Origin of the sequence: Actinotalea ferrariae, from assembly GCF_019733465.1 — a bacterium.
Lineage (GTDB): Bacteria > Actinomycetota > Actinomycetes > Actinomycetales > Cellulomonadaceae > Actinotalea > Actinotalea ferrariae_A.
In genome coordinates this window covers 1-7,432 of sequence record NZ_JACVQL010000067.1, presented here as the reverse complement: position 1 = coordinate 7,432, position 7,432 = coordinate 1, and the positions used below count along the sequence as shown (strand labels likewise).

The following is a 7,432-nucleotide window of genomic DNA, read 5'->3' as shown; positions in this document are numbered from 1 at the left end:
GCGCCGGAGTGAGCGCCGGCGTCCCGCCGGCGGGCGTGCCGTTGCGCCTGCGCGGCCGTGTGCTCGCCGCGGGACGCCCGGCCGTGATGGCCGTCGTCAACCGGACGCCGGACTCGTTCTACGCGGCTGCCCGCGCCACCGACGACGACGCCGCGCTGGCCGCGGTCGAGCGCGTGGTCGCCGACGGCGCGGACCTCGTCGACATCGGCGGCGTGCGCGCGGGACGAGGGGCCGAGGTCGGTGTCGCTGAGGAGATCGACCGCGTGGTCCCGCTGGTCGCGCGCGTGCGCGAGGCCTTCCCCGACCTGCCCGTCTCGGTCGACACCTGGCGAGCCGAGGTCGCGCTCGCGGCGGCGGAGGCCGGCGCCGACCTCGTCAACGACACGTGGGCCGGCTACGACCCCCGCCTGGTGGAGGTCGCCGCACGGCACGGGATGGGCATCGTGTGCTCGCACACCGGGGGGCTCGCGCCGCGGACCGACCCGCTGCGACCCGAGTACCCGTGGCGCCCCGAGCGCGAGGGCGTCCCGGCGGACGACGGCGGTGCGGTCGACGTCGGCGGCGACCCGAGGGACGGCGTGCTCCAGGACGTGACCGCGACCCTCGCCGCCGCCGCGGCGCGGGCGGTCGCGGCGGGCGTGGACCCGGCGTCCGTGCTCGTCGACCCGACGCACGACTTCGGGAAGACCACGTGGCACTCGCTGCACCTGACCCGGCGGACCGACGCGCTCGTCGCGCTCGGGCACCCGGTGCTCATGGCGCTGAGCCGCAAGGACTTCGTGGGCGAGTCGCTCGGGCTCCCCGTCGAGGAGCGCCTCGAGGGGACGCTCGCGGCGACGGCCGTCGCGACGTGGCTCGGCGCCTCGGTGTTCCGCGCGCACGACGTGCGGGCGACCCGGCGGGTCGTCGAGATGGTCGCCGTCGTGCGCGGCGACCTCCCGCCCGCCCGGGCAGTGCGCGGTCTCGCGTGAGCACCGCCACGGCGCCCGCGCAGGCGGCGCGCACGTGGCGGTCGCCCGCCTCCTGGCCGTGGTGGGTCCAGGTGCTCGCCGTGCAGGCGGCCGCTCGCCTCGTGAGCGCGGGGGTCCTCATGGCGGTCGCCGAACGGCAGGCCGCGAACCTGTGGACCCCGGCGTCGCCGTCGTACCTCGAGTACACGGGGCTCATGTGGGACGCGAGCTGGTACCGCACGATCGCGGAGGACGGGTACCCCGACGTCCTCCCGCTGGGCCCGGACGGCAGGGTGCAGCAGAACGCGTGGGCGTTCTTCCCGCTGTTCCCCGGGCTCGCCCGCGTGCTCATGACCGTCACCGGTGCGCCGTGGGCGACCGTCGCGCCGCTGCTGGCGCTCGTGCTCGGGACCGCCGCGCTGCTGCTCGTCCACCGCACCGTGGCGCTCGGCCTGGCGGCCGCCGTGCGCGCGGGCGTGCCGCCGCTCCCCGACGCGGTCGCGCGCCGCGTGCCGCTCGCGACGGTCGCGCTCGTCGCGACCGGGGCGGCGTCGCCCGTGCTGCAGGTGGGGTACACCGAGTCGCTCGCGCTGCTGCTGCTCGCCGCGGTCCTGTGGTGCCTGCTCGTGCGGCGGTACCTGCTCGCGGTGCCGGTCGTGCTGGCGCTGGGGCTGACGCGGGCGGTCGCGCTGCCCGTCGCGGTCGCGGTCCTCGCGCACGCCTGGCAGCGCCACGCGGAGCACCGGCGCGCACAGCTATGCCACGGCGGTCCGGTCACCGCCGAGGACGCCGGCTGGCAGCCGGGGGAGCGCGTCCGGGTCGTGGCGCTCGCGGTCGTCGCGGGCCTGTCGGGGCTGCTGTGGCCCGCCGTCACCGGGCTGGTCACTGGCCAGGCGGACGCGTACACGCTCACCCAGGGCGCATGGCGCGGACGTGGTGCGGTGGTGCCCCTCGTTCCCTGGGTCGACGTCGCGCGGTGGCTGCTCGGCCCGTGGGGGAGCGTCGTCCTGGTCGGCGTCGCGCTCGGGCTGGCCGCCCTGCTGCTCACGCGGCCCCTCGCCCGCCTCGGCGCCGAGCTGCGCGGGTGGACCGCGGGCTACCTCCTGTACCTCGTCGCCGTGCTCGAGCCCGGCACGAGCCTCGTGCGGTTCGGGCTGCTCGCCTTCCCCGTCGCCGCCGTGACCGCGCAGGTGTGCCTGCGGACGCGGCGGCCGCGGACGGCGCTCGCGGCGGCCGTGCTGCTCGGCGTCGTCGGGCAGGTGGCGTGGGTCGGGCTGCTCTGGCGTCTCGTGCCTCCGTCCGGCTGGCCGCCGTGAGCCGTCCGCACGGGCCCGGCGGGGTGCCCGGGAGCCTCCTCCCTTCGGGTGGCTGGTCCCGCGGTGTCGTCCGGGTGAACTAGACTGATCTCGGACATCCGCCACCCAGCGACGCACGGGAGCGCGTCCGTCGGCACGTGCGGCTGGGCCGCACCGCCGCGGCGCACGACGAGCGAGCACGTTGGCGGTCAGCCCTGCGGGGCGGGCCGCGGGCACGGGCCGGGCGGGACGAGACCGACCAGGAGGAGCCACCCATGGCTGCGATGAAGCCGAGGACGGGCGACGGACCGCTCGAGGTGACCAAGGAGGGTCGCGGCATCGTCATGCGCGTCCCGCTCGAGGGCGGCGGGCGCCTGGTCGTCGAGCTCAACGCGACCGAGGCGAGCGAGCTGGGCGAGGCGCTGACCGCCGTCGTCAGCTGATCCCCGTGGCCGGCCCAGCGCGGCGCCCCGGCGTGCGCCGGGACGAGCCCGGCCGCCGTCGTGCGGCCGGGTCCACGACCTCACCCCTCCCCGAGCTGCCCGAGGTCGAGGTGGTGCGCGGCACCGTCGCCTCGACGACGCTCCTCGCGGAGCCTGACGTCGACGCCCTCGTGCTGCCCGTCGCCCCTGCGGGCGAGGAGGACGACGGCGTCCAGCCCCGTGCCGGCGTCGCGGACGCCGCGGTGCGCTACGGCATCGACCTGGGCGACCTCGCGGAGCGCTCGGGCCTCAAGGGCTCGGCGGGCGAGGCCCACACGATCCACCTGCCGCGCGCCTCGGGCGGCACCGGCCCCCTGCCGTGGTCCGACCTGCCGCTGCGCCTGGTCCTCGTCGGCACGGGGTCCGGGTCGGCCACGGACCTGCGCCGCGCCGGCGCGGCGGTGGCGCGCTCGACGCGCGGGCTCCGCCGGGTCGTGACGACCCTCGGTGCGGACGGCGGTGCCGACGGCACGCGTGCCGTCGTCGAGGGCTACCTCCTGGGTGCGTACCGCCATCCGAGCCGCGCGACGGGCACACCGCCCGAGCCGCCGGCGCGCTCCCTCGTGCTGCTCGGGCGCCATGCCGAGAGCGCCGTCGCCGCGGCCCGCATCGCGGCCGAGGTCGCGTGGGTCGCCCGCGTCCTGACCGTCACGCCGTCGGACACCAAGACGCCCGCGTGGATGGCCGAGCAGGTCACGCGCCTCGCGACGGGCGCCGGTCTGTCGGTCGAGGTGCTGGAGGGCGAGCAGCTGGCCGCGCACGGCTTCGGCGGTGTGGTCGCCGTCGGCAGCGGGTCCGCGCACGGCCCCCGGTTCGCCACCGTGCGGTACGAGCCCGTGGGTGGGGCGCCCGCGTCGCAGGGTCCGCGCGCCCGGCCGGGCTCGGGCGGTCGGCACGTGGTCCTCATCGGGAAGGGCATCACGTACGACACGGGTGGCATCTCCATCAAGCCGCGCGAGTCGATGGTCGCGATGAAGACGGACATGGCCGGCGCGGCGGTCGCCCTGGCCGCGGTGCTCGGCGCCGCGCGCGCCGGTGTGCGGCACCGTGTCACGGCCCTGCTGCCGCTCGCCGAGAACGCCGTGGGTGCGTCGTCCTACCGGCCGGGCGACGTGGTGACGGTCCACGGCGGCACGACGGTCGAGATCATCAACACCGACGCCGAGGGCCGCATGGTCCTCGCCGACGCGCTCAGCCACGCCGACAGCGAGCTGGACCCCGACTTCGTGGTGGACGTCGCGACCCTGACCGGAGCCGCGACGCTCGGGCTCGGCCGCCACCACGGTGCCCTGTACTCGACCGACGACCGCCTCGCCCGATCGCTCGAGGCCGCCGGCGAGGACACGGGGGAGCTGCTCTGGCGCATGCCGCTGGTCGAGGACTACCGCGAGGTGCTGCGCTCGTCCGTCGCCGACGTGCGGCACGTGCCCGTCGAGCCTGGTGTGGGCGGCGGTTCCATCACGGCTGCGCTCTTCCTGCAGCGGTTCGCCGGGCAGCGCCGCTGGGCGCACCTCGACATCGCAGGCCCCGCGCGCGCGACCGCGGCGGCGCACGAGGTCCCCGAGGGCGCGACGGGCTTCGGCGCCCGCCTCCTGCTGCGCTGGCTGCTCCAGCTCCGCTGAGTCAGACGCTCAGCGTCGGGCGGCGAGGAGCAGGCCGTCGCCGGTCGGGAGCATCGCCGGCACGAGCCGGTCGTCCTCACGCAGCACGCGCGCGACCTCGCGCAGCGCGGTCGTGACCTCGTCCCGGCGGGCCGGGTCGGGCACCCGGTCGCCGCCGAGCGCGTGCGCGACGGCGAGCACGCCGCCCGGGCGCAGCAGGCGCAGCGCCTGCGCGACGTGGTCGGACAGGTCCAGCGGGTCGGCGTCGGCCAGCACGAGGTCGTAGGCGCCGTCGGTGAGACGGGGGAGGACGTCGGCCGCGCGACCCGTGATCGTCCGCGCGCGCGTCGAGCGGACGCCGTCCTCGCCGAACGCCTCCTTGGCGGCGCGCTGGTGCTCGGCCTCGCTGTCGATGGTCGTCAGCACGCCGTCGGGCGCCATGCCGCGCAGCAGCCAGAGACCGGAGACGCCGGCACCCGTGCCGATCTCGACGACGGCCGTGGCGCGCAGCGCGGCCGCGAGCAGCTGCAGCGCGGCGCCGGTCCCCGGTGACACCGCACCGCAGCCGAGCTGCTCCGCCCGGTCCGTCGCACGCAGCAGCGTCTCGTCGAGCGCTCGGAAGTCCTCGGCGTGGGCCCAGCTGGCGGACTTGTCGATGGCGATGATGTGCTCCTGGTGGGCGTGGTTCGGGCTCGCCCGATGCTATCGCCGCAGCCGCACGCGCCCCGGGCGAACCGCCGGACCGGTGCCTGCGTCGTCGGGCGGCGTCGGCCGTCCTCGGGGCGAGGCCCCGGGGAGGACGGCGGCAGGACCGATTCGCGGTCGCCCGGGAACACGGGGGGCGGCCGGGTCGTTCGACGAGGTGCAGGGCTGGGACACTGGGCCTGCGGCAGCCGCGCGACGCGGCACGCGACGGAGGGGACGGAACGGTGCGACCGGTACTGCGAGGGCGCCGCACGAGCGGAGCCTCGGGCGCGCCGTCCGACGCGCCCCCGGCGCCGCTGGTCGGCCAGGCCGCGACCCCGCCGACGCCCATGGCGCCGGCCCCGGCCGCGGCGGCCTCTGCCGCGGCGGTCACGGTCGCCGTGCCGGCCGAGGCGCCGTACCAGCCGCCGAGCTGGGAGGAGATCGTCTCGACGCACTCCGCGCGCGTGTACCGCCTGGCGTACCGGCTCACGGGCAACCAGCACGACGCCGAGGACCTCACGCAGGAGACCTTCATCCGCGTGTTCCGGTCCCTCTCGAGCTACACGCCCGGCACGTTCGAGGGCTGGCTCCACCGCATCACGACGAACCTCTTCCTCGATGGCGTGCGCCGCAAGAAGCGGATCCGGATGGAACCCCTCGGCGACGACGCCGCACACGTCCCCGGACCGGTCGGCCCGGGCAGCCCCGAGCGCGGCTTCGAGCACGCCAACCTCGACCACGACATCCAGCGCGCGCTCGACGCCCTCCCGCCCGAGTTCCGCGCCGCCGTGGTCCTGTGCGACATCGAGGGCCTCTCCTACGAGGAGATCGCGCTCACGCTCGGCGTCAAGCTCGGCACCGTCCGGTCGCGCATCCACCGTGCCCGGGCGCAGCTGCGGGCGTCGCTCGCGCACCGCGCGCCGGAGACGGCGGCGGCCGTCGCGGCCGACGACGCGCCGCGTCGCGCCGCCGCGGAGGTGGGTGCGTGAGCCACCTGGGCTCGCAGATCAGCGCGCTGGTCGACGGTCAGCTCTCGCCGTCGTCGGCGGAGCGGCTGCTCGCGCACGTCGCCGCGTGCGACCCGTGCGCCGACGAGCTCGCCGCGGCGCGCGCCGCGCGACGGACGCTCGCGTCCGCGACGGACGTCCCGGTGGACCCCCGCCTGACCGCCCGCCTCCTGGCGCTGGGCGCGTGCGAGCCCCAGGGCCCCGCTCGCGACCGGCTGCCCTCCGGCTCCGTGCCCATGCCCGGCAGCCGGCGTGCGCAGCTGCCCGCGAGCTCGAGCGGCTGCCTGAAGGGAGACCTCGTGCGGTCCCGGACGCCCGTGCGCGTGCTCGCCGCCGCGGCCGGTGTCGGCGTCGTCACGGTGTCGCTCGTCGCGCTCGGCGTGCAGCCGCAGGTCGCGCCGTCGACGCACCCGGCGCACGCGCTGACGCTGCTGAGCCGCGCGTCCACCGCGCAGCCGACGGCGCTCCCGCGCCCGACCTCGACGGGACCTGCCGCGACCACCGCTGCGCTCGCATGGCGCGAGCCGTCGGCCGAGGGCGGTCCGGACGGGGAGCCCGTGCTCGAGTGGCTCACGGAGGAGGGCTGGTCCGCGCCGAGCCACCTGCCCGACGGGTACACGGTCGCGGCGGTCCGCGAGGACGTCGACGGCTCGACCGGGCTCGAGCTCGACCTCGCCGGCCCGGACGGCACGGTGGTGGTCACGGAGCAGCACGGCCGGCTCGACCCGGCCGCCGTCGCCGGAGCACCGGTCGCGGACGTGGGCGGGCGGCAGGTGCACCTGCTGTCGGACGCGCCGTGGCACGCGGTGTGGCAGTCGGGCAGCACGGTGGTCAGCGTGGTGGCGCAGACGCGCACCCCGGCGGTCGAGGACCTCGTCACGGCGTACCCGCACCGCGCCTACGACGACCGGGTCGCGGCGAGGCTCGCGCGCGGTTGGGGCGTCGTCGCGGGAGCATGGGGCCCGTGACACCCGAGCACGAGGGACCTGAGCAGCCGACGTCCGACCGGCCGACGTCCGACCAGGCGGCGTCCGACCGGCCGACCCCCGACCAGGCGGCACCCGACCAGGCGCCCGGGCGCCGGCCGACCCCCGAGGACCGGGCGCGCGGGCGGGAGGGGGCGAACCCCTTCGCGCCGCCGTCGTCCTACCGGTCGGCCGCGCACGACGTCGGTCCCGACAGCCCCGGACCCGGTGCCGGCAGTCCCGGACCCGGTGCCGGCGATCCCGGACCCGGTGCAGCCGGCGCGCCGGGTGGTCCGCCGCCGTACCGCCCGAGCACCGCGTCGCCGTACGCGCCCCGACCGTCCTACGGGCCAGGTCCCGCGCCGGCCGGGCCGCAGGCGTGGGGCGCGCCGTCGGCAGCGACCGCGCCGCGAGAGCACGGCGCGCAGCCGGCCCCGGCCGGGCC

At 77.7% G+C, this 7,432-nt stretch carries 7 protein-coding genes and 1 pseudogene; 7 read left to right on the top strand and 1 reads right to left on the bottom strand.

Annotated features, from left to right (window positions below):
* Window positions 1-8 precede the first annotated feature (8 nt).
* The 4 genes from ICW40_RS06050 to ICW40_RS06035 all read left to right on the top strand — a co-directional run bounded on the left by ICW40_RS06050 (window position 9) and on the right by ICW40_RS06035 (window position 4,349).
* A complete protein-coding gene (locus ICW40_RS06050; protein ID WP_221652936.1) occupies window positions 9-971 on the top strand; it encodes a dihydropteroate synthase in 963 nt (320 codons plus the stop codon).
* Entirely contained in the window at window positions 968-2,266 is a 1,299-nt protein-coding gene (locus tag ICW40_RS06045; RefSeq protein ID WP_221652933.1) for a hypothetical protein, read from the top strand. Before ICW40_RS06050 ends, ICW40_RS06045 begins: the two co-directional genes overlap by 4 nt.
* 254 nt (window positions 2,267-2,520) lie before the next feature.
* Window positions 2,521-2,688, top strand: a complete 168-nt coding sequence (locus ICW40_RS06040) for a DUF3117 domain-containing protein (protein WP_199422355.1) — start codon at window positions 2,521-2,523, stop codon at window positions 2,686-2,688.
* A 5-nt stretch (window positions 2,689-2,693) separates the two neighbouring features.
* Window positions 2,694-4,349, top strand: coding sequence for a leucyl aminopeptidase family protein (locus ICW40_RS06035; RefSeq protein WP_308121654.1), 1,656 nt, complete (start codon window positions 2,694-2,696; stop codon window positions 4,347-4,349).
* 9 nt (window positions 4,350-4,358) lie between these two features.
* On the opposite strand, the gene ICW40_RS06030 is transcribed toward ICW40_RS06035, so the two are convergent.
* Window positions 4,359-4,991: an O-methyltransferase gene (locus tag ICW40_RS06030; protein ID WP_221652934.1), complete on the bottom strand. Its 633-nt coding sequence runs from the start codon at window positions 4,989-4,991 to the stop codon at window positions 4,359-4,361.
* 371 nt (window positions 4,992-5,362) lie between these two features.
* Here ICW40_RS06030 and sigE point away from each other — a divergent pair, with 371 nt between their 5' ends.
* The 3 genes and pseudogenes from sigE to ICW40_RS06015 all read left to right on the top strand — a co-directional run.
* Window positions 5,363-6,004, top strand: coding sequence for an RNA polymerase sigma factor SigE (gene sigE / locus ICW40_RS06025; RefSeq protein ID WP_221652932.1), 642 nt, complete (start codon window positions 5,363-5,365; stop codon window positions 6,002-6,004).
* Entirely contained in the window at window positions 6,001-6,990 is a 990-nt protein-coding gene (locus ICW40_RS06020) for a zf-HC2 domain-containing protein (RefSeq protein ID WP_221652931.1), read from the top strand. The genes sigE and ICW40_RS06020 overlap by 4 nt, the downstream gene beginning before the upstream one ends.
* Window positions 6,987-7,432: pseudogene (locus tag ICW40_RS06015) on the top strand (hypothetical protein); the annotation flags it as partial. The gene ICW40_RS06020 and the pseudogene ICW40_RS06015, both read left to right, overlap by 4 nt.